Origin of the sequence: Gordonia sp. N1V, from assembly GCF_029269935.1 — a bacterium.
Classification (GTDB): Bacteria; Actinomycetota; Actinomycetes; order Mycobacteriales; family Mycobacteriaceae; genus Gordonia; species Gordonia polyisoprenivorans.
The window spans coordinates 246,772-267,195 of the sequence record NZ_JARJDD010000006.1; the positions used below are offsets into that span (position 1 = coordinate 246,772).

Consider the following 20,424-nt stretch of genomic DNA (forward strand, 5'->3'; position numbering starts at 1 on the left):
TTTGGCCGCATCCCACACGCCGACGCTCCCGTCCGGAAGATTCCGGACGGGAGCGTCGGCGTCAGAGGGAGTGGTGTGCGTGTCAGGCGCTCTTGTCGCGCCGTTCGTCGTCGCTCTCGGCACGCGGAACGATCGTCGGGAGCACGTTGTCGTTCACCGTCTCGGCGGTGACGACGACCTTCTCGACGTCGGTGCGGCTCGGGATGTCGTACATCACCGGGAGCAGCACCTCTTCCATGATCGCGCGAAGACCCCGCGCCCCGGTGCCCCGATGGATGGCCTGATCGGCGATCGCCTCGAGTGCATCGGCGCTGAACTCGAGTTCGACGTTGTCCATCTCGAAAAGCTTGGTGTACTGCTTGACCAGCGCGTTTTTCGGTTCGGACAGAATCGACACGAGCGATTCCTTGTCCAGATTGGTCACCGACGCGATGATCGGCAGACGACCGATGAATTCCGGGATCAGCCCGAACTTGATGAGGTCCTCGGGCATCACCTCGGCGAAGTGATCGGTGACGTCCACATCGTTCTTGGAGGCCACCTCGTTGCCGAAACCGATGCCGCGCTTGCCGATTCGCTCGGAAATCACCTTTTCCAGGCCGGCGAAGGCGCCCGCCACGATGAACAACACGTTGGTGGTGTCGATCTGGATGAACTCCTGATGCGGATGCTTGCGTCCACCCTGCGGCGGCACCGATGCCTGTGTCCCCTCGAGGATCTTCAGCAACGCCTGCTGCACGCCTTCACCGGAGACGTCGCGCGTGATCGACGGGTTCTCGCTCTTGCGGGCGATCTTGTCGACCTCGTCGATGTAGATGATGCCGGTCTCGGCGCGCTTGACGTCGTAGTCGGCGGCCTGGATGAGCTTGAGGAGGATGTTCTCGACGTCCTCCCCGACGTACCCGGCCTCGGTGAGCGCCGTGGCGTCGGCGATCGCGAACGGGACGTTGAGCATCTTGGCGAGCGTCTGCGCGAGGTAGGTCTTGCCGCAACCGGTCGGGCCGAGCATGAGGATGTTGGACTTCATCAGCTCGACGGTCTCACCGCCACGAGCCTCTTTCTTCTCCCCGGCCTGGATGCGCTTGTAATGGTTGTAGACGGCCACTGCGAGCGTGCGCTTGGCCGTGTCCTGACCGATCACATAGTTCTCGAGGAATTCCTTGATCTCGGCAGGCTTGGGCAGCTCGTCGAGTTTCACGTCGCCGTTCTCGGCGAGTTCTTCCTCGATGATCTCGTTGCACAGGTCGATGCACTCGTCGCAGATGTACACGCCGGGACCGGCGATGAGCTTTTTGACCTGCTTCTGACTCTTTCCGCAGAAGGAGCACTTCAGCAGATCGCCACCGTCTCCGATTCGTGCCATCGTGTGCTGTACCTACTTCCTCGATGTTGCCTGGCTGCCGGGGGTCGTCGCCGCCACCGGATCGGCGACGATGGGGCAGTCGCGGCGCGGACGATCATGGCGTGCGACCAATACCGTGCTCGAACGGGCTCGCCACGAGTGTTCGCCCTCCCGACGGTACCCGCGCACGCCCGTTACTTCGACCGCTTGGGCCAAATGTCGCGAGAATGTCGTCCGGTCGGCCGCCCGGGACACCCCCGACGGCTCGACCGCACCACATGGGTGCCGGTGATGGACGCCGGCTACTTCTTCATGGACTTCTTGCGGTACTCGAACACCTCGTCCACGATGCCGTACTCCTTCGCGGCGTCGGCGGTGAGGATGTTGTCCCGATCGGTGTCCTTGCGGATCTTCTCGGCCGGCTGGCCGGTGTGCGAGGCCAGGATCTCGTCGAGCCGGTTGCGGATGCGCTCGATCTCGGCCGCCTGGATCTCGAGGTCGGAGACCTGTCCCTGGTAGGCACCACCGGTGCGTGGCTGGTGGATCAGGATCGTCGCGTTCGGCAGGGCCGCGCGCTTACCGGGCGTGCCGCCGGCGAGCAGGATCGCCGCCGCCGATGCCGCCTCGCCGAGGCACACGGTCACGATGTCGCAGTGCACGTACTGCATCGTGTCGTAGATGGCGAGCATGTCGGGCACACTGCCACCGGGTGAATTGATGTACATCGTGATGTCGCGGTCGGGGTCCTGCGACTCGAGGACCAGCAGCTGCGCCATCACGTCATTGGCAACGGTCTGGTCGATCGGCGTGCCGACGAAGACGATCCGCTCCTCGAAGAGCTTGGCGTACGGGTCGTACTGACGCTGGCCGTTGGGAGTGTGCTCGATGAACTGCGGAAGGATGTAGCGCGCCTCGATCGCCTTCAGCGCCAGCGCCGAGGCCGGGATTCCGGCGGCCACGTCGGCAGGCAGGGCGTCGGTGGTCAGATTGTGGGTCATTTCTGCTCCGTGAGGTTGGGATACGACGAATGGTCTGTGGAGGGTCCGGCGCGTCAGTTGACCGGCACCGCGCGCGTTATCACGTGGTCGACCAGTCCGTACGCCTTGGCCTCCTCGGCGGTGAACCACTTGTCGCGGTCGGCGTCGGCCTCGATCTTCTCCAGCGGCTGCCCACTGAACTCGGCGTTGAGCCGGTTCATCTCTTTCTTCGTCGCCGCGAACTGCTCGGCCTGGATGGCGATGTCGGCCGCGGTACCACCGATACCCGCCGACGGCTGGTGCATCATGATCCGCGAGTGCGGGAGCGCGTGTCGCTTACCGGGCGCGCCCGCGGCCAGCAGGAACTGGCCCATCGACGCGGCCATCCCCATCGCGTAGGTGGCGACGTCGCATTCGGCGAGCTGCATGGTGTCGAAGATCGCCATACCCGCGGTCACCGACCCACCGGGTGAGTTGATGTAGAGGTGGATGTCCTTGGTCGGATCCTCGGCGGCGAGCAGCAGGATCTGCGCGCACAGCCGGTTGGCGATGTCGTCGTCGACCTGCGTACCGAGGAAGATGATGCGCTCACGCAGCAGTCGCTCGAACACCGAATCGGTGAGATTGAGCCCGGCGACTCCCGAGCTCATCGAAGGAGTGCGGCTCATCGAAGGGATGTCATCAGTCGGCTTGCTCACGATTCCTACCTTTACCTGTCGGTGTGGTGCCGGGTCGGGGGCAACCCGACCGGCGTCGTGCGGGTCTACTCGACCCGCACGCGTTACGTTGATGCTCGTTACTTGCTACTCGTTTGTCCGGTGCCGTCTGCCGCGTCGGCTGTTGTTGGTCCCATCCCGGAATCTGTCGTTCGGCGTTTTCGTTCCGGCGTTTTCGTTCCGGCGTTGTCACCGACACTAACCAATTCATTGCGTCCGGCACTCCCGGTGGCGCCGTACTTCGCTCACAGCAGAACACGGCACACGTCGGCGTGTCAGACGCGAACAGCCGGAGTCCATCGCTGGAATCCGGCTGTTCGTGGGGACGAGATCAGGCGTCGTCGCCCTTGGCGTCTGCGCTCTTGGCGTCGGTGTTGTCGGCGTCCGAGCTCTCGGTGTCGCCGGCAGCATCGTCGGCTGCGGCCGAATCGTCCACCTCGTCCTCACCATAGAACTCTGCGAGGTCGATCGAGTTGCCATCGGAGTCGGTGACGCTGAACTTCCGGATGACGTCACCGAGCGCCTTGTTGCGGCGAACATCGGCGTAGACCGCACCGAGCTGGTTGGCCTGCGTCAGTTGCTGGATGAAGTCCTGCGGCGCGATCCCGTAGCGCTGTGCGGAGAACAGGATCTGCTGGGTCAGCTCGTCCTGGCCGACGACGGTCTCGAGCTGATCGGCGATCGCATCGAGCAGCAGCTCGGTGCGCACCGACTTCTCCGCGCTCTCGCGGGCCTCGGCTTCGAAGGCCTCGCGTGTGGTGCCCTGGGCCTCGAGTAGCTGGGCGAACACCGCCTCGTCGTGGCCGATGCTGTGCAACACCTGCTCGAGCTGCGACTCGACCTGTGACTCGACGACCTTCTCCGGCAAGGGGACGTCGACCTTGGCGAGCAGCTCGTCGACCACGGCGTCGCGGATCTGGTTGGCCTGCTCGAGCTTCTTGGACTGATCGACGCGCTCGGCGAGCGAGGCGCGCAGTTCGTCGACGGTGTCGAACTCGCTGGCCATCTGCGCGAACTCGTCGTCGAGTTCCGGCAGCTCACGCTCTTTGACGGAGTTGACCGTCACCGTCACCTGCGCTTCTTCCCCGGCATGGTCGCCGGCAACGAGCTTGGTGGTGAAGACCTTCGATTCTCCGGCCTTGAGCCCGACGAGGGCTTCGTCGAGTCCGTCGACGAGGTCACCGGAACCGACCTCGTGCGAGAGGCCCTCGGTGGAGGCTTCCTCGACGGCCTCGCCGTTCACACTGGCCGCCAGGTCGATGGACACCATGTCGCCGTTCTGGGCGGCGCGGTCGACACCGGCGAGGGTGCCGAAGCGGCTCCGCAGTTGCTCGATCTGCTCGTCCACGGCGTTCTCGTCGTCGACGACGGCGGGCACCTCGACCGAGAGGGTCGAGAAGTCCGGGAGCTCGAGCTCGGGACGGACGTCGACCTCGGCCGAGAAGGTGATCGTCTCGCCGTACTTGAGTTCCTCGAGATCGATCTCGGGCTGGCCGATCGCCTTGGTGTCGGTCTCGGCGACCGCCTGGCTGTACTTGCCCGGCAGCGCATCGTTGACGACCTGCGCGAGGATCGAGTCGCGGCCGACGCGGGCTTCGATCAACTTGGCGGGCGCCTTGCCCGGACGGAATCCGGGGATGCGGATCTGCTGGGCCAGGGACTTGAACGCCCGATCGAAATCGCCCGAGAGCTCCTCGAACGGTACTTCCACGTTGAGCTTCACCCGGGTGGGGCTCAGCTGCTCGACGGTGCTCTTCACGCTTGGAATGCTCCTATTTCTCGCGTTGCGGACGTCATGTGCGTCGTGGCCCGTTCTGACGGGCCAGGCCGTTGCTGTCGTTCGGTCGGTACAGAGTCGGGATGACAGGATTTGAACCTGCGACCCTCCGCTCCCAAAGCGGATGCGCTACCAAGCTGCGCCACATCCCGGCGCCCGCATCGCGGCAACGCCACCGGGGTGGGGATGCGCGGACAGGACCGACCGATGATCTTACGGGTCACCCTCCATGAGACGAAACCCGGCCACCCGGATCGCCCTGCGCATTGATCTCTCGGATTCGCCGCAGAGGGGCGATTTCGGTTCGGGTACACCGAGCAGGTACAGTCTCATGCGCACCACAGCGGGTTCCGGCAACACCGGCAAGCACCGCTGACGGGGCACGCGGGTGTAGCTCAATGGTAGAGCCCTAGTCTTCCAAACTAGCTACGCGGGTTCGATTCCCGTCACCCGCTCGCGATCACGAGAGCCCTCACGCCGCACGTGTCGGGCTCTCGGCGTTCGCCTCACCGGCCTCTTGCCTGCCTGGTCTCCCACGTCACCGACGGGGCTCGACGATCCCGTGGTCGAAGGCGTAGACCACAGCAGCGGCTCGGTCGCGGACGCCGAGTTTGGTGAAGATCTTGCCGATGTGGCTCTTCACGGTCACCACCGAGATCACGAGTTCCGCGGCGATCTCGTCGTTGGTGAGCCCCCGACCGATGAGGCCGAGAACGGTCAGCTCCCGCGAGGTCAGACCGTCGGGGGCCGCCTGCGGTGCGGTGGGTCCGGGCGCACCGCGATAGGTGTCGAGGACATGTGCGGTCACCGCGGGGTCGAGGACGGCCTCACCCTGCGCCACGAGACGCACCGCCCGGATGAGCTCCTCGGCCGGCGAATCCTTGAGCACGAATCCCGCCGCGCCGGCCCGCAATGCCCCGGACAGCAGTTGCTCGTCGCGGAAGGTGGTGAGGACCAGCACCGGCGGCGACACGTGACCGCTTCCGAGATCGTCGCGGAGGCGTCGGGTTGCCTCCACTCCCCCGATCCTGCGCATCCGGAGATCCATCACGACGACGTCGGGTCGGTGCCGGAGGACCATGTCGGACACCTCGTCGCCGTCGGAGCATTCGGCGACCACCTCGAAGCCGTCCCGCGGCCGCAGGATGCGTCGTAGTCCCGCCCGCACCAGGTCCTGGTCGTCGACCAGGGCAACCCGGGTCATCACCGTGGCTCGCTCACCGGTGAGCCGTTCGGTCGAGTCAGCGGCATCGACCCGAAAGTCGTTGGTGGACAAGGCGTCTCAACCGATCCCTGCGGACCACTGGCGGCATCGACGAGACCTGCATCGGAACATTCGACCGCCGCCCCCGGAAACCGGGCATCCACACACCAGTGTCCGTCCACCACCCTCGTCACGAAGATGCCTCCGCAGTTTTCGACCCGCGAGGCCATTCCCGAGAGCCCGGAGCCACCGCGTGCCCGGCGCGCGTCGGCGGTCACCGGATTGCGGACGCGCACGACGAGAGCGCCACCGGGCTCGGGCCCGACCCGAACGGTGACAGTGCCGTGGGGCGCATGCCGTGCCGCGTTCGACAATGATTCCTGGACGACGCGATATACGGCCAATCCGGTTCCGCCGGTGATCGTTTCGGAATCTCCGACGATCTCGGCGTCGAGATCGACTCCGGCCCTGCGGAATCCGTCGACGAGGTCGGGAAGGTCGGCGAAGCCCGGCTGCGGGGTGGACGACTCGGCGTCGGAGGTGCGGAGCAACTCCACCGTGCGTCGCACGTCTTGCATCGTCGCGCGGCCCACCTGTTCGGCGTCGACGAGTGCATCGACGGCTTCGGCGACGTCGTCGTGTTCCTGCAACGCCCGTCGGGCGGCGGTGACGTTGAGCATCATGATGCTCAACGAGTGTGCGAGAACGTCGTGCACCTCGCCGGCGATCTCGGCGCGATCGAGTGCCATCTGCTGTTCCTGGGCGCGCCGTTCCGCAGTCAGCAGGAGTAGCTGTTTCTGTAGCAGATAGCCGACCACGCCGCCGAAGCCGACCATGAGGACGAACAACCACGCCTGGGCGATGACCCCGGCCAGTCCGCCACCGATCGCGGTCGCCGACAGGGCGATCGTCGAGATGATCGCCTCCCGTCGGGTGGCCACCGCGGCGGTGATCGTCGCACACAGTGGAAGCAACAGTGTGGCCACATCGACCTCGACGGGAACCTGCCAGAAGCACACCACCGCCGCGAGTGTGAATGCGGGCAGCCCGAGAATCCACGGCTTCCAGCGGAGAATGCTGGGCTGCCACCCGCGGTAGAGGCACGCGAGGTGCGGTCCGAGGGCCAGCACCACGGCCGCCGCGATCGGAATCCACTGCGTGCCGGACGGGCCGACGACCACGCGCTGCACGACCGCCGCGACGGCGAGCGTGAACACACCGAGGTCGGAGATCAGCATGTAACTCGTCGGGTAATCGAACCCGAAGATCACCAGGGCGTGCCGGTAGTGGGCCTCCAACCAGCGCATTCGCCCAGCCTATCGCCGCCGCCGCGTTTGCACATCCACCCACGGTCGGAGGTCGCCTCCACCCCGAGTAGGTCGACAAAGATCCGCCTGCGGGGCGCTGACCAGGGAGTTCGATCTCCATAGCGTGAGTGGTACCCGGATTGACCGGGTTCATCGGACGAGGAGCAACCATGCTGATCCTGCTGATCGCCGCCGCCACCCTCATGACCCTCTTCTGGCTCTTGCACAGCCCTGATGACATGAACTTCCGTGGCCGTGAAACCGACATCGCCTATGCGGCACGAGAGAACCGCGCACGTTCGGCACGCCGACCCCGACCGTCGCGGGTGCGCACGGCACCCCGGTCGTCGATGCCGCGGCTGCCGGGTGCGACCCGACCGGCGGGGGCCCGCGCATGACCGCATCGACCGAGTACCACCCCGCGCTCACCGGGCGGTGGTTCGACGCCGCCCCGGACGCGGCGTCGGGGTTGGTATCGACGTGCGCCGAGGCGGGACCGCTGAGCGCGTCGGACGCCGACGCCCTACCGGCACCGCCGACGCCCCGTCGCGCAACGGTCCGCAACGCGCTGCGATTCGCCCGTCGAGAGGGGGATGTGGTGTTCGCCGACGCGGCGCGATGTGGCGACGTGCTCACCTACGATCTGCCCGGCGCGCCCGGACGATTGGTGGTGATCTCCGATCCCGCTCACGTCCGCTCGGTACTGACGGCCGATCCGGCGATCGCCCCCTCGGCGACGCGGCTGTCACCGTTGCGGCCGATCGTCGGTCCCGACTCGGTGCTCACCACCCTCGCCGAGCAGCACCGCAGGCAACGGACGGCGCTGCTGCCGTCATTCCATCGCACCTCGGTCGCGCGGTACACAGATGTGATCGAACAGGCTTCGGCGGCGCATCTCGATCGCTGGCCGACAAACCGCCGGGTCCGGGTCGACCGCATCGCCCAGGCGATAACCCTCGACGTCATCATGGCCGTGATCTTCGGCATCCACGCCGCCGACGGCGTCCTCACCGACGATGTTCCCGACGTGGCGACCACCGCCGAGCGGCACCTCCGCGACGCCACCCGGCGCTTCCTGCGCTGGTCGTCGTCGGCGGTCGGTACCGTCGCGCAATTGCTCAACGCCTCGCATCCGGAGCCCGTCGGCCTGCTCGCGTGGGGTGTTCGGCACCTGGATGCGGCGATCGCAGAGGTGATCGCCGAACGTCGCGCCGGGGGCCACGCCAGTGACGACGATGTGATGTCGGCATTGCTGGCGGCGCGTGCCACCGACGGACTCCCGTTGTCCGACAGCGAGATCCGCGACGAGCTCGTGTCACTGCTGCTCGCCGGTCACGAAACCACGGCCACCACGATCGCCTGGGCCTTCGAACGCCTCACCCGTCACCCCGAGGTGTATGCGCAGGCTCGCTCGGCCGCCGCCGAGGGCGACGACGAGTTCGTGGGCGCGGTGATCACCGAGACGATGCGGTGCCGCCCGGTGGTGCCGTCGGTCGCGCGGGAACTGCAGCGCCCGTGGCGATTCGGCACCCACCGCTGCGAGTCCGGAGACATCGCCGTGGTGAGCACCCTGCTCCTGCACCATCGCGACGACCTCTATCCCCATCCCTTCGATTTCCGGCCGGACCGGTTCATCGGCACCCGGACCGACCCGATGACGCTGCTGCCCTTCGGCGGCGGAAACCGTCGTTGCCTCGGCGCCCACCTGGCGATGACCGAGCTCCAGATCGTCGTGGGCGACATCCTGCGGCGGGTCGAACTGGAGACCCACGACCGCCCCGCGGAACGCCCCCGCTACCGCAACGTCACGATGATCCCCGCCCGTGGCGGAACCGTCCGGGCACTCTCGGTCGACTGATCTCGCCACCGCAACCCGCACCTCACCTGGCATGTGATCTTCGCCACATCGCGCGTAGCCTGGGGACATGTCTTCCAGTCACGTCAAGAGTCAGCGCAAGTGCCCGTCATGCGGGGCGAATCTCCATGTCCGCAAGGACGTCACCGAGACCACCGGCGGAAATCGGCGGGTCGACACCATGCTCGTGTGCCGTGACGAAGCCTGCTCCGAGCCGGCCCGTCACCTGCACACAGAACATCTCCAGCCCGCCTGAGCAACCGCCCGCGAACTCGCGGGTAACCCCCGTCACACCTGGTCATTCGTTCCAGTTGACACCGCATGCCACCCCATTCACATTGTGAATCCTGTCGGGGGACATGACCGGTGTGGCCGTCGGCGCCACAGGTCTTCGTACCAGGACCTCGATGGGGGATTCGTGCTCTTCTCTCTCGGTGGTGGTCGCGCGCGTGCGGCCACTCTCCCCAACCCACTGTTCGGATCTCGCCGATCGAGCGTGCCGCGCACCGGTGAGACCCCGCCCGCACGGGTACGCCGTCTGGCCCTCGCAGCCGTGGCGGCCACCGTGACCACCGCGACGGTGTCGAGTGGTTGGCTCGGCGTCGGCCCCGCCCACGCCGACGACGTCGCGCTCCCCACCGCGTTGCCCGACTCCTTCTATTCCCAGCCCGCCGACATCGCCACTCATCGCGACGGCGACATTCTCGCGGTGCGCCCGCGGACCACTCCGCCCGGCTTCTTCGACGTACGGACCTTTCAGTTGAAGTTCCGGTCGTCCGACAGCCAGGGCAAGCCGATCGCCGCGGTCACCACCCTGCTGGTCCCGATCCACAAGCAGGTCAACGGACCACTGTTGTCGTTTCAGCACATCATCAACGCGGTGGGACTCGAATGCGCGCCGTCGCAGGCCCTCTGGACCACCGACCCGAACCTGACCATCCGAGAGGCACCGGGCCTCAACGGCGCCCTTCAACGCGGGTGGACGGTCTCGATCCCCGATCATCTGGGCCCGCGCAGCGCCTACGGGGCTGCGCGGCTGGGCGGCCAGATCGCCCTCGACGCCACCCGCGCCGTCCAACGCTTCGCCCCCGCCCAGGTCGCCAGGAGCAAGGTCGCGATGGCGGGCTACTCCGGCGGCGGCATGGCAACCGCGTGGGCCGCTGCGCTCGCGCCGACCTACGCGCCGGAGCTGAACATCGTCGGCGCAGCGTACGGCGGTGTCCCGATGGATCTGATCAAGATGGCCGAGGGCCTGGGGTACAACAATCCGCATCCCGCCTTCGGCCTGGCCTTCGCCGCGGCGATCGGCCTCTCCCGCGAGTATCCGCAGCAGATCCCGATGATGAAATTCCTTTCACCGCTCGGTAAGCAGATGTACTCCGAGATGCGCAACGCGTGCACCAACGACATCCTGCGCCTCGGCGCGGGTCACTCGGCCAAGCAGGTCTCGGTGGGCGGTGAGCAGATCTTCGAGGACCCGACTGCACGACGCGTCGTCCAGGACAACAGCCTCGCCTTCTATCCGGGTGTGGCCAAGACCCCGATCTTCGAGTGGCACAGTCCGACCGACGTATTGATCCCGGTGGCCTCGATCGATCAGACGATGCGGCGATACTGCCGGGCCGGGACTCGTGTGCAGCAGTTCTCCACGCCGTCGCCCGATCACATGTCGGCGGCGGTGATCGGACTGCTCCCCGCGTTCGACTATCTCGGTGACCGGTTCGCCGGATTGCCGGCTCCCAGCACCTGCTGAGGTCGCACGAGGTGGGGACACGCTCCGGTTGATGTGACTGCAATCACACCCTCCGTTTCCGGCGCCCTCACCTCCGGTTTCCAGATGCCGCATCGCGACTACACGACGGTGACGTAGCCTGATCGCCCAATGTCCTTTGGCCCCATGGCAACAGTTGTGTAACGATGGTGCCTGCGCCCCGGGGGTGCGCCCGGATGTCCCACAAGCAAAGGTTTCCACTTCCGTGCTGAACACCACAAACTCACCTCGCCGTCGTCGCGGCATGAGCCGCCTCGTGGCCATCGTCCTCGGCGTGATCGCTGTGGCCCTTGCGCTGCCGGGCATGGCGCAGGCCGCCCCCGTCACGGTCATCCCCGGACTACCGCCGGTCGAGATCCCGTCGATCCCGGGTCTGCCGACCCCGCCGGCCGCACCGCCGTCGACGACCACGCCGCCTCCGACGTCCACCACCCCGGAAACCCCCGGAGTGCCCGCGGAGCCGAACGTCTCGACCCCGACCGGTTGGGTTGCCCTCGCCCAGGATTCGACGCACACCATCTACTGGTGGAAGGACGGCACCTTCGTCAAGTCGATGCCGATCTCGATGGGCTCCGATGCCCACCCGACTCCGAACGGCGTGTACCACACCAAGGAGAAGTACCGTGACATGTACATGGACTCCTCCACCTACGGTGTTCCCGTCGATTCGCCCGGTGGGTACCGCACCTACGTCGAGTACGCGACCCGCATGTCCTGGGACGGCATCTTCATTCACGCCGCTCCGTGGTCGGTCGAGCAGCAGGGTCACAGCAATGTGAGCCACGGTTGCATCAACGTGAGCACCGAGAACGGCAAGTGGGTCTACGACACCATCGGTCGCGGCACCCCGATCGTCGTTCGCGGCACCGTCGGCGGCCAGTACACCGGCGACTGATCCCCACCCTCCTCGTACCGACGAAGGGCCGGCCCAACCTGGGCCGGCCCTTCGTCGTCGTCAGGGGCTTGATCGACTCAGGGCACCGATCCGGTCAGGCCACCGGCGCCGACACATCGAGATCCAGCGATCGCCCCTCCGCGCGCACCCGCGCGATCGCCCGCATCTTGTTCGACGCATCGAGTGCGGCCACCTTGTACCCCTCGGCCAGCGTCGGGTAGTTGAACACCGCGTCGACCAGGTAGTCGACGGTGCCGCCGAGACCCATCACGGTCTGGCCGATGTGGACCAGTTCGGCAGCGTTCGACCCGAAGGCATGGACGCCGAGCAGCGTGCGGTCCTCGGCGTGCACGAGAAGCTTGAGCAATCCGTAGGAGTCCCCCATGATCGCTCCGCGCGCGAGCTCGCGATACCGGGCCACACCCACCTCGAACGGGATGTTGTCGGTGGTCAGTTGATCCTCGGTCCGGCCGACGAAGCTGATCTCGGGGATCGCGTAGATCCCAATGGGTTGCAGGTCGGTCGGGGTGTGTCCGACCGGCTCGCCGAAGGCGTGATATGCCGCGCGGCGTCCCTGCTCCATCGAGGTGGCCGCCAGCGCCGGGAATCCGATGATGTCGCCGACCGCATAGATGTGCTCGACCTCGGTGCGGAAATGCTCGTCGACCTTGAGGCGCCCACGGTTGTCGGCGGTGAGCCCCGCGGCCTCGACCGCGAGCTCATCGGAAACACCTTGACGCCCTGCGGAATACAGAACGGTGTCGGCGGGGATCTGCTTTCCCGATTCCAGGATGGTCAGGGTTCCCGAGGGGTGGGTCTCGACGGTGCGGACGTGCTCGCCGAAACGGAAGGTGACGCCACGTTCCCGGAGCTGATACTGCAGGGCCTCGACGATCTCCCGGTCACAGAAATCGAGCATCGCCGGCCGCTGCTCGATGACGGTGACCTTGGTGCCCAGCGCCGCGAACATCGACGCGTACTCGATGCCGATCACCCCGGCGCCGACCACCACCATCGATCCCGGAACGCGGTCGAGTTCGAGGATCTGATCGGAGTCGACGACGGTCTCCCCGTCGAAGTCGACCGACGACGGGCGCGCCGGGCGGGTGCCGACCGCGACGACGAAGTGGTCGGCGGATACGTGTTTGAGGTCTCCGGTGGCATCCTCGATCGCGATCTCGTGCGGGCCGGTGAAGGTCGCGCTGCCGATGAGCGTCACAACGCCGTTGCGGGCCAACTGACTCTGGATGACGTCGATCTCCTTGCCGACGACGTGCATCGTCCGCGCGGTGAGGTCGGCCACGGTGATGTCGGTCTTGAGTCGGTACGACTGTCCGTAGAGCTCTCGCTGGTTCAGGCCGGTCAGATAGAGCACGGCCTCTCGGAGGGTTTTCGATGGGATGGTGCCGGTGTTGATGCACACGCCGCCCATCATGTGTTTGCGTTCGACGATCGCGGCGCGTTTGCCGAGTTTGGCCGCCGCAATCGCCGCTTTCTGACCTGCCGGTCCTGACCCGATGACGACGATGTCGTAATGATCCACCGTGGATCCTTCGCTCGATGTGTCCGTGGCTCGGCGGTGTATCGATCACCGCAGGTGATCGGTACCGCCCGGACAAGTGTCACCCAGGTCGACAGATCCCACGACTCGAGCGGGAGTCCTCAGGCCGCCAGGTCGGCCGGGCCCATGGTGAAGGTGGCCTGCACCTGCATCCATTGGGCCAGCGCCTCACAGCCGGTGGTCAGCGGATCGGTCACCGAGTCCCGGCGGTACGGCTCGTCGTGGTAGGCGGTGTGTCTGCCGCCCGCCCGATTGCGGATGACCATGCCGCGCCAGGCGATCACACCGGGCAGGTAGCCGCGAACCTCCCGCCATGCCGAACCCAGCCGTTCGACGTCGCGCAACCACTGCGCCGGTCGCACCGAGGTTGCCCGCGCATTCTGGAAGGAGTTGCTGCGCAACACTTTCCACGTCTGTGACAGCCAGCGTCGGGGGGCGGCGAAGGTGAGGGTGTCGGTGAGATCGGCGATATCGCGGACGAACGAATCCCGCGAGGCGTTGCAGATCATGTCCTCGGGGGCGCCGACCCACCAGACCGGGATGCGCTCGGGGATCGCCGGACCCGGCCCGGCCACTCCCCACCCGTCGCATCCCGCAACGACGCCGGGCGGCTGATGGGGGTCGGCGACGAATCCGACCGCCACGACACGGCTCAGCGCGCGCATGTCGGCACGTGCGTCGAGATCGGCCAGCAGGCGTCGGATCACCACCGCGCCCTGTGAATAGCCGATGATCATCACCGGTCCGACGACCGCGTGCAGCGCCGCGGCCAGTGCGCGTTGCCCGGCGGCGACGCTGTCGGCGTAGCTGATACCCGAAAGATGAGGTGCCGGACCGTAACTCGCCGGGTAGCCCACCCAGCGGGTGTCGAACCGGTCGTCGAGGGCATCGGTGACGCCGGAGAGCAGTCCGGTGACCTCGGTGCGCATGTCACCGTCGTAGGACTCTCCGGTTCCGCCGACCACCAGAACCGTCACCGCGTGCACCGGGTCGGTGTGGGCTGTCATGACTCCATCGTCGCGATGGTCGATGAGAGGGGCCGGACAGTCGGCTGAGGGCCGGATGAGAGTTGGACCATCGCGCTGTGATGCCTGGTCACCGACGTGCCGAGGGTGCCCAGGATCACCTGGATTCCGGTTGCGTAACACATTCGTAACGCGAACAATGGACGAGGTCGAACACGGTCGCGAACCGTCGACGATCACCATCCCCGAGAAGTACGAAAGAAGCGGTACCCATGTCGTTCGCACGTCTGCGTGAACGTTTCCTCCCCTCCGGCCACAACCACCGTCGGCTCTACGAGCGCATCGCCCTGATGTCGTCCGGAGCCCAGCGCGACGAGCTGCTCGTCATGGCGCAGCGTCACGAAAGTCGCTGACCCTCAAGCACTTCCCATGCTGACGCAGCCACTGGTATGGCCGTCACCGCTGACAGTCGGGACACCAGTACAGGTTTCGGCCCACGAGTTCGGTGGTCGCGATCGGGGTTCGGCAGATCCGACAGGGTTCTCCGGTGCGCCGGTACACATAGGTGCGTGGCCGATCCGGTGCGTACGACCCCGGCCCGTGATCGTCCTCCGGCCGAATCACGTGAATTCGCCCGCGCCGCACACCGATTCGCATGAGGGCGACGAGGTCGGCCCACATGTCGTCGAAGGCCTCCCGATCGACGGTGCGCCCGGCCCGCATCGGGTCGAGACGTGCACGAAAAAGGACCTCGGCACGATAGACGTTACCCACGCCGGCCATCACCTTCTGATCCATCAGCAGGGCGCCGATCGGTCGTGACGACCGGTGGATCGCCTGCCACGCACGCTCCGGGTCGGCGTCGGACCGTAGTGGATCCGGGCCGAGCCGCGCGACGAGGTCCTCGAGGTCGGCAGGCGTGTACAACTCGCAGGCGGTCGGCCCGCGCAGGTCGGTGCCCACCTCGTCTCCGACGATCCGCATCCGGACCTGTCCGACGGGCTCCCCCATCGGCACCGCGAGTTCGGAGAACGAGCCGTAGAGCCCGAGGTGGACGTGCAGCAGTTGGGTCCGCTTGCCGTCGCGGTAGCGCTGTATGAGGTGCTTACCCCACGCCTGCGCGCGATGGAACTCCATGCCGTCGACCACCGCGGCGCCCTCGGCAAAACGCCCCTGCGGGCTCGACACCCGCACCCGCTGCCCACCGAAGAGCTTCTGTTGACGCCGGGCGAGGCGATGCAGGGTATGCCCCTCAGGCATCGACGACCACCGTCGCCGAACTCGCCGATGTCGCCACCGTCACCGAGTGCGCTGCCCTCAGGACTCGGGGACGGCCGGCGCCACACCGGTCTTCTCGAACTCCGAGAGGATGTCGATGCGACGCTGGTGACGCGGTTCCTCCGACCACTTCGCCGCCAAGAAGGCGTCGACGATCGCCAGCGCCTCCTCGGTGGTGTGCATCCGTCCACCGATCCCCATCAACTGCGCATTGTTGTGCTGGCGAGCGAGCTGGGCCGTCTCGACGCTCCACGCCAGGGCGCACCGCGCACCGGGCACCTTGTTCGCGGCGATCTGTTCGCCGTTTCCACTGCCGCCGAGCACGATTCCGAGGCTGCCCGGATCGGCCACCACCTTCTTCGCTGCGGCGATGCAGAATGCCGGGTAATCATCGGCGGCGTCGTAGACGTGTGCCCCGCAGTCGATCACCTCATGACCGTTGGACCGCAGATGCTCGGCGATGGCCGCCTTGAGTTCGAAGCCGGCATGATCTCCACCCACGTATACGCGCATGCGCCTCACTATAGATCCCGCCCACCCGCGATTCCGGTGCCGGGTGACGACCCGACAGTGATCGTCACCCCCCGAGACCATGGGGTTACCCCCGGACGACTCCGCCCCGGCGACCGGAGGAGAGTCGTCGGGGCGGAGTACACTCAGGGGCGGTCAGTCGAATTCGGGGTCCTCGTTGCGAGAGCGCTTGAGCTCGAAGAAGTGTGGGTAGGACGCCAGTGCCACCGCACCGTCCCACACCGTGCCCGCGGTCTCCCCGCGCGGGATGCGCGAGAGCACGGGACCGAAGAAGGCCACATCATTGATGTGGATGGTCGGCGTGCCGACGTCGTCGCCGACCTTGTCCATCCCGCGGTGATGGCTCTCCCGAATCGCCTCGTCGAACTCGGTGGAGTCGGCGGCTTCGGCCAGCGTCGGATCGAGATCGAGTTCGGCGAGCGACTCGGCGATCACCACGTCGAAATCCTTGTTCTGTCCGTTGTGGATACGGGTACCCATCGCGGTGTAGAGGGGGGCGAGAATCGACTCACCCTTCGCCGCGGCCGCTGCGGCGATCACGCGGACCGGCTTCCATGCCTGTTTGAGGCCCTCGCGGTAGCTGTCGGGGATGTCGCGCCCCTCGTTGAGCACGGCCAGGCTCATGATGTGGAAATTGACTTCGATGTCGCGCACCTTCTCGACCTCGAGGATCCACCGCGAGGTGATCCAGCACCATGGGCACAGCGGGTCGAACCAGAAATCCACACGATCCTTCGACATACGTCTTCCCTTCTTCTCGACGATTCCCGGACACCCTTCTGCTCACACCGGGTGCGCGGCGAACTCGGCCCACTCAACCCGCGCGCGGCCGAGCCCATTCCATCCGATCCTGCTCCCCCGGCGTCGCGTCGGCACCCCCGATCGCCGCCGAGCACTAAGCTGGCCGCTGTGACTGCCCCGAATCTCACCCGTGATCAGGCCCGCGAGCGCGCCGCCACCGTCGACGTGTCCCACTACGCCATCGACCTCGATCTCACCGACGGCAACGGCGCGCCGGGCGCCACCACCTTCGCCTCCACCACGACGGTGACTTTCACCGCCACTCAGGGCGCATCGACCGTCATCGATCTCGTTGCGCCGACCCTGCGCTCGGCGACGCTCAACGGCACCGAACTCGACGTCACCGGCTTCGACGAGTCCGTCGGCATCGAGTTGCCCGGGCTGGCCGCCGAGAACACCCTGACCGTGGTGGCCGACTGCGCATACTCGAACACCGGCGAGGGGCTCCACCGCTTCGTCGACCCCACCGACGACTCGGTGTACCTGTACTCGCAGTTCGAAACCGCCGATGCCAAGCGGATGTTCGCATGTTTCGATCAGCCCGACCTGAAGGCCACCTACACGCTGACGGTCACCGCACCCACCGACTGGAAGGTGATCTCCAACGCGCCCGAGGTCGCCACCGCCGCCGCCGAACCCGGAGTGCACCGCTTCCGGGAGACGCCGACGATGAGCACCTACCTCGTGGCCCTGATCGCCGGACCCTACGCCGAATGGACCGATTCCTACACCGACGAGCACGGCACCATCCCCCTGGGGATCTATTGCCGGGCCTCACTGGCGGAGTTCATGGACGCCGACCGGTTGTTCACCGAGACCAAGCAGGGATTCGCCTTCTACCACAAGAACTTCGGTATCCCCTACGCCTTCGGCAAGTACGACCAGCTCTTCGTTCCGGAGTTCAACGCGGGCGCCATGGAGAATGCCGGGGCGGTGACCTTCCTGGAGGACTACGTCTTCCGCTCCCGCGTCACCAACTATCTCTACGAGCGGCGGGCCGAGACCGTCCTGCACGAGATGGCCCACATGTGGTTCGGCGACCTCGTCACCATGAAATGGTGGGATGACCTGTGGCTCAACGAATCCTTCGCCACCTTCGCCTCGGTGCTGTGCCAGGCGGAGGCAACCGAGTACACCAGCGCCTGGACCACCTTCGCCAACGTCGAGAAGTCGTGGGCCTACCGTCAGGACCAGTTGCCCTCAACGCATCCGGTGGCCGCCGACATCCCCGACATCGCCGCGGTCGAGGTGAACTTCGACGGCATCACCTACGCCAAGGGCGCGTCGGTACTCAAACAGCTCGTCGCCTACGTCGGACTCGAAGACTTCCTCGCCGGTCTGCGCGACTACTTCTCCGCGCACCGCTTCGGCAACGCAACCTTCTCCGATCTCCTTGCCGCACTGGAGAAATCGTCGGGCCGCGATTTGTCCGACTGGGGTGGGCAGTGGCTCAAGACCACCGGCATCAACGTGTTGCGCCCGGACTTCGAGCTCGACGACTCGGGCGCTTTCACCCGGTTCACGATCGTGCAGGACGGTGCGGTCCCGGGCGCGGGTGGCGCGGACAATTCGTCGGCGGTGGGCGCGACGAGGGTGCACCGGCTGCGGGTCGGCATCTATGACGACGGCGACTCGGGCGCGTTGACCCGTACGCACAGCATCGAACTCGACGTCGAGGGCGAACGCACCGACGTCGCCGATCTGCTCGGCGTCCACCGCGGCAAGCTGATCCTGATCAACGACGACGACCTCACCTACGCCTCGGTGCGGCTCGACCCGGATTCGTTGTCGACCGCGACCACCCGGATCGGCGACATCAGCGATTCGATGCCGCGCACCCTGGTGTGGTCGGCGGCGTGGGAGATGACCCGTCAGGCCGAGATGGCCGCCCGCGACTTCGTCGAGTTGGTCGAGCGCGGGATCGTCGCCGAAACCGAGATCGGGGTGGTCCAGCGAGTCCTGTTGCAGGCCACCACCGCCATCGAGTCCTACGCCGACCCCACGTGGGCCGAGCAGACCGGGCGTCGGAGTTTCTCGGCGCGGCTGCTGGAACTCGCCCGCGCCGCCGAGCCCGGCTCGGATCACCAGTTGGCCTTCGTCAACACCCTGTTGGCCGGTGCCCTCGACGAGGGTCAGGTCGGCGTGGCCAAAGGTCTGCTCGATGGTGACGACCCAGCGTCGCACGGACTGTCCGGGCTCACCGTCGACACCGATCTGCGGTGGCGGCTGGTGATCGCGCTGGCCACCGCGGGCGCCATCGACACCGACCCCGACTCGACCCCGGTCATCGATGCCGAGGCCGAGCGCGACAACACCGCCGCCGGTGCCCGGCAGGCCGCAACGGCCCGTGCCGCCCGCCCGCTCGCGCAGGCGAAAGCCGACGCCTGGGCCCAGGCCGTCGACGACGATTCGGCCTCGAACATCTTCACCCGATCGGTCGTCGCCGGCTTCGCCCGACCCGGTCAGGGTGCGCTGCTGGGCGAGTACGTCGCGAAGTTCTTCGACGCCGTGCCCGGTGTGTGGTCGCGGCGTTCGAGCGAGGTCGCCCAGACGGTGGTGGTCGGGCTCTACCCGTCGTGGGAGATCAGTGAGGCCGGTCTCGCCGCCGCCGATGAGTTCCTGGCCGCCGACCATCCCGCCGCGCTCAAGCGCCTCATCGTCGAAGGCCGTGCGGGAGTGGAACGTTCACTGCGCGCTCGGGCGTTCGACGCCACTCGCTGACCGCCGTGGCCGGCGGCCGACCGCTCAGCGTGCCCGCCACACGTAGCGGATCTGCGGTCGACCGGTGTTGCCGTACTCGGTGACCCGGTCGACCGTACCGTCGTCGGCGAGGCGCTCGAGGTAGCGCCAGGCCGTCACCCGGGAGCTACCGATCGCGCCGGCGACCTCCGAGGCGGTCAGACCGTCGGTGCTGTCGCGGATGGCACGTCCGACGGCGTCCTCGGTGTCCGGGGAGCGCCCCTTCGCGGCGGTACGCCGGGTGTCGGCGGTGCGCAGATTCGCCAACGCACGATCGATGTCGCGTTGACTCACCGCGTCTCCCCCACCGGTCAGCGCCTCGCGATAGCTCAGATACTGCCGGATCTTCTCACCGAATGCCGCGAAGGTGAACGGCTTGATGAGATAGAGCAGCACACCGTGGGCCATCGCGCTACGAACCGAGTCCAGGTCTCGTTGCGCGGTGATCGCGATGATGTCGGGGGACGGGACGATGCCCGACAGTGCCGAGGCCAGCGAGATGCCGCTCGCGTCGGGCAGGCCGAGGTCGAGCAGGACGAGGTCGACGGGGTGGGCGCCGTCGGCGGCCGCGGTGGCCCGGCGCAGCGCCTCCTGCGCGGTGGCCGCATGGGCGACTACGTCGAATCCACCGATCCGGGAAAGGAAGTCGACGTGTGCGGCGGCGATCACCTGGTCGTCCTCGACGACGAGTACCCGGATCATCTC

At 66.8% G+C, this 20,424-nt stretch carries 19 protein-coding genes and 2 tRNA genes; 8 read left to right on the forward strand and 13 right to left on the reverse strand.

Annotated features, from left to right (window positions below; all coding sequences use genetic code 11):
- Nucleotides 1-82 precede the first annotated feature (82 nt).
- From clpX to P3L18_RS10790, 5 genes are all read right to left on the reverse strand, one after another.
- A complete protein-coding gene (clpX, locus tag P3L18_RS10770) occupies nucleotides 83-1,363 on the reverse strand; it encodes an ATP-dependent Clp protease ATP-binding subunit ClpX (RefSeq protein ID WP_006371265.1) in 1,281 nt (426 codons plus the stop codon).
- Between the two features lie 281 nt (nucleotides 1,364-1,644).
- Nucleotides 1,645-2,340, reverse strand: a complete 696-nt coding sequence (locus tag P3L18_RS10775) for an ATP-dependent Clp protease proteolytic subunit (protein ID WP_006371264.1) — start codon at nucleotides 2,338-2,340, stop codon at nucleotides 1,645-1,647.
- Between the two features lie 53 nt (nucleotides 2,341-2,393).
- Nucleotides 2,394-2,969, reverse strand: a complete 576-nt coding sequence (locus P3L18_RS10780) for an ATP-dependent Clp protease proteolytic subunit (RefSeq protein WP_006371263.1) — start codon at nucleotides 2,967-2,969, stop codon at nucleotides 2,394-2,396.
- 397 nt (nucleotides 2,970-3,366) lie between these two features.
- The gene (gene tig / locus P3L18_RS10785; protein ID WP_006371262.1) at nucleotides 3,367-4,794 is read right to left on the reverse strand and encodes a trigger factor; all 1,428 of its coding nucleotides are present in this window, start codon (nucleotides 4,792-4,794) and stop codon (nucleotides 3,367-3,369) included.
- 96 nt (nucleotides 4,795-4,890) lie between these two features.
- Nucleotides 4,891-4,964, reverse strand: a tRNA-Pro gene (locus tag P3L18_RS10790).
- 232 nt (nucleotides 4,965-5,196) lie between these two features.
- On the opposite strand from P3L18_RS10790, the gene P3L18_RS10795 reads away from it, so the two are divergent.
- Nucleotides 5,197-5,267 (forward strand) — tRNA-Gly (locus tag P3L18_RS10795).
- Between the two features lie 83 nt (nucleotides 5,268-5,350).
- Here the strand turns inward: P3L18_RS10795 and P3L18_RS10800 are convergent.
- Complete coding sequence (locus P3L18_RS10800; protein ID WP_276114062.1) at nucleotides 5,351-6,016, reverse strand: response regulator transcription factor; 666 nt, start codon at nucleotides 6,014-6,016, stop codon at nucleotides 5,351-5,353.
- Nucleotides 6,016-7,323, reverse strand: a complete 1,308-nt coding sequence (locus P3L18_RS10805) for a histidine kinase (protein ID WP_276114063.1) — start codon at nucleotides 7,321-7,323, stop codon at nucleotides 6,016-6,018. Before P3L18_RS10805 ends, P3L18_RS10800 begins: the two co-directional genes overlap by 1 nt.
- A 170-nt stretch (nucleotides 7,324-7,493) precedes the next feature.
- On the opposite strand from P3L18_RS10805, the gene P3L18_RS10810 reads away from it, so the two are divergent.
- The 5 genes from P3L18_RS10810 to P3L18_RS10830 all read left to right on the forward strand — a co-directional run bounded on the left by P3L18_RS10810 (nucleotide 7,494) and on the right by P3L18_RS10830 (nucleotide 11,844).
- On the forward strand, nucleotides 7,494-7,721 hold the full coding sequence (locus P3L18_RS10810; protein WP_253193922.1) for a hypothetical protein: 228 nt from the start codon (nucleotides 7,494-7,496) through the stop codon (nucleotides 7,719-7,721).
- Nucleotides 7,718-9,181, forward strand: a complete 1,464-nt coding sequence (locus tag P3L18_RS10815; protein ID WP_276114064.1) for a cytochrome P450 — start codon at nucleotides 7,718-7,720, stop codon at nucleotides 9,179-9,181. The genes P3L18_RS10810 and P3L18_RS10815 overlap by 4 nt, the downstream gene beginning before the upstream one ends.
- A 67-nt stretch (nucleotides 9,182-9,248) precedes the next feature.
- The gene (locus P3L18_RS10820; protein ID WP_035734553.1) at nucleotides 9,249-9,434 is read left to right on the forward strand and encodes a hypothetical protein; all 186 of its coding nucleotides are present in this window, start codon (nucleotides 9,249-9,251) and stop codon (nucleotides 9,432-9,434) included.
- A 162-nt stretch (nucleotides 9,435-9,596) separates the two neighbouring features.
- Complete coding sequence (locus tag P3L18_RS10825; RefSeq protein ID WP_276114065.1) at nucleotides 9,597-10,931, forward strand: lipase family protein; 1,335 nt, start codon at nucleotides 9,597-9,599, stop codon at nucleotides 10,929-10,931.
- Nucleotides 10,932-11,154: 223 nt separating this feature from the next.
- Entirely contained in the window at nucleotides 11,155-11,844 is a 690-nt protein-coding gene (locus P3L18_RS10830) for a L,D-transpeptidase (RefSeq protein WP_006371255.1), read from the forward strand.
- Between the two features lie 94 nt (nucleotides 11,845-11,938).
- Here P3L18_RS10830 and sthA read toward each other — a convergent pair whose 3' ends face one another.
- Nucleotides 11,939-13,387: a Si-specific NAD(P)(+) transhydrogenase gene (sthA, locus tag P3L18_RS10835; protein WP_006371254.1), complete on the reverse strand. Its 1,449-nt coding sequence runs from the start codon at nucleotides 13,385-13,387 to the stop codon at nucleotides 11,939-11,941.
- A gap of 119 nt (nucleotides 13,388-13,506) precedes the next feature.
- Entirely contained in the window at nucleotides 13,507-14,412 is a 906-nt protein-coding gene (locus P3L18_RS10840; RefSeq protein ID WP_276114066.1) for a PE-PPE domain-containing protein, read from the reverse strand.
- Nucleotides 14,413-14,642: 230 nt separating this feature from the next.
- Here P3L18_RS10840 and P3L18_RS10845 point away from each other — a divergent pair, with 230 nt between their 5' ends.
- Nucleotides 14,643-14,783 carry a hypothetical protein gene (locus tag P3L18_RS10845; RefSeq protein WP_006371252.1) on the forward strand — a complete coding sequence of 47 codons (141 nt, stop codon included), beginning with the start codon at nucleotides 14,643-14,645 and terminating at the stop codon, nucleotides 14,781-14,783.
- A 43-nt stretch (nucleotides 14,784-14,826) separates the two neighbouring features.
- On the opposite strand, the gene P3L18_RS10850 is transcribed toward P3L18_RS10845, so the two are convergent.
- The 3 genes from P3L18_RS10850 to P3L18_RS10860 all read right to left on the reverse strand — a co-directional run bounded on the left by P3L18_RS10850 (nucleotide 14,827) and on the right by P3L18_RS10860 (nucleotide 16,920).
- Nucleotides 14,827-15,630, reverse strand: coding sequence for a zinc finger domain-containing protein (locus P3L18_RS10850; protein ID WP_276114067.1), 804 nt, complete (start codon nucleotides 15,628-15,630; stop codon nucleotides 14,827-14,829).
- Between the two features lie 57 nt (nucleotides 15,631-15,687).
- Entirely contained in the window at nucleotides 15,688-16,161 is a 474-nt protein-coding gene (locus tag P3L18_RS10855; protein WP_276114068.1) for a ribose-5-phosphate isomerase, read from the reverse strand.
- 153 nt (nucleotides 16,162-16,314) lie between these two features.
- Complete coding sequence (locus P3L18_RS10860; RefSeq protein ID WP_014359716.1) at nucleotides 16,315-16,920, reverse strand: DsbA family protein; 606 nt, start codon at nucleotides 16,918-16,920, stop codon at nucleotides 16,315-16,317.
- A gap of 168 nt (nucleotides 16,921-17,088) precedes the next feature.
- Between P3L18_RS10860 and pepN the strand changes: the two genes are divergently transcribed.
- Nucleotides 17,089-19,701 carry an aminopeptidase N gene (gene pepN, locus P3L18_RS10865; RefSeq protein WP_079929433.1) on the forward strand — a complete coding sequence of 871 codons (2,613 nt, stop codon included), beginning with the start codon at nucleotides 17,089-17,091 and terminating at the stop codon, nucleotides 19,699-19,701.
- Nucleotides 19,702-19,725: 24 nt separating this feature from the next.
- Here pepN and P3L18_RS10870 read toward each other — a convergent pair whose 3' ends face one another.
- On the reverse strand, nucleotides 19,726-20,421 hold the full coding sequence (locus P3L18_RS10870) for a response regulator (protein ID WP_014359714.1): 696 nt from the start codon (nucleotides 20,419-20,421) through the stop codon (nucleotides 19,726-19,728).
- Between the last annotated feature and the right edge of the window lie 3 nt (nucleotides 20,422-20,424).